General features: G+C 66.6%; 1 protein-coding gene. It reads left to right on the forward strand.

Annotated features, from left to right (window positions below):
• Positions 1-405 precede the first annotated feature (405 nt).
• Positions 406-1588, forward strand: a 1183-nt coding sequence (locus ACZ3TS_RS42955) for an FtsX-like permease family protein (RefSeq protein ID WP_467628694.1), incomplete at its 3' end; no start/stop codon positions are given.

The raw sequence follows: 1588 nt of genomic DNA on the forward strand, positions 1-1588 counted from the left end.
ACAGCCTCACCCTATGGCCGCCGCCAAGACCACAGGACCCAAACACCAGCACCTACAACCGCCAGAGTGACCCTGCGAAAACGGCGAAACTCGAGTCATACGCAAGAATCGAGTGTGACACGATGCATGACGATGCGTTGGTACCGTGTACTCGACTATACGCACAGCGTATAGTCGACCCGGCAACGCAGACGGCGCTCACGCCCTGCCGCTGCCCATCCCTGCGCCGCGAGATGGCGCCCTGCCCGCAATACATTCAAGGGGAACATGGTGAGCCCACCTGTACGTCGGCGCCTCGGAGGTCTCCGCGCGCTCGCCTTCGGCGCTCGACTCGCGCTCTTCGGTGGGCGCAACAGCGCAATCCGCACGTCTTTGACCGCTGTCGGAGTAGGGCTGGGGGTGGCCATGCTGCTATTCGCCGCATCGGTGCCGACCGCCAGAAACCACCGGGACCAGCGGATCCATCAGCGCATCGATGTCAACCTCAGCGACCGCGCCATCACGCGCTCGGATCACACTGTTCTTGTCAGGGACCTCGACACCGTGTTCCACGGCGAGAAGATCCGAGGGCGCATGGTGCAGCCGGAGGGGCCCGCGGCACCGCTGCCGCCCGGAGTCCTGCGCTACCCGCGCCCCGGAGAGATGGTGGTGTCTCCCGCACTGCACGAACTGCTGACCGCACCTGGAAACGGACTGCTGCGCGAGCGCATCGCCCATCCCATCGCGGGTGAGATCGGCGATGCGGGTCTGCTCGCCCCGGGCGAGCGCGTCTTCTATCTGGTCGCGAACGACATGGCGCCCGATGCGGGCCCAACGCGACGGCTCGACCACTTCGGCAAGATCTATCCGAGGAAGCCCCTTCCCCCCGAGCTCCTCCTCCTCTGCATCGCGGGAATCGTCGTACTGCTCGTGCCCGTCGGTGCCTTCATCGCCGCGGCCGTACGGTTCGGCGGTGAGCGACGGGACCGGCGGTTGGCCGCCCTGCGCTTGGTCGGCGCGAACCGCGGGATGACCGCCACCATCGCCGCAGGCGAGGTCGCGCTCAGCACATTGGCAGGTATCGCTCTGGGCGCGGTCCTGTTCATGACGGGGCGTCAGTTCGCGGGAGCGGTGGAGATACAGGGGCTCGGTGTCTTCCCCCAAGATCTCACGCCTCAGCCCCTGCTGGCGGCGCTCGTGGTCGTCGCCGTACTCTCGCTCTCCCTCGGCATCACTCAACTGTCGATGCACAAGGTGGCCGTAGAGCCCCTGGGAGTCGTCCGGAAGTCCGGCAGCACCTCGCGCCGCCTGTGGTGGCGTATCGCACTTCCTCTGCTCGGACTGATTCTGCTGCGGATCTCCGTGCGCAGCCCTGCGGACCTGCACGGCACCTCCGGTGTCGTCCTGCTGCTCATCGGCATGCTCTCGCTGCTCGTCGGAGTCACCGCGGTGCTGCCCTGGGCCGTGGAACGCCTCACCCGGTTGTTCGGCGGCTTCGGCCCGCTGCCTTGGCAACTAGGTCCTGTCTGGAGTTTGATCATGAATGCGGTGCGATGCTGCGGAGCCAGAGCATCGCACCGCACAGGTGGAGCCCGGCCTCGTAGCTCTG

The organism is Streptomyces sp. NPDC022910, from assembly GCF_055561075.1.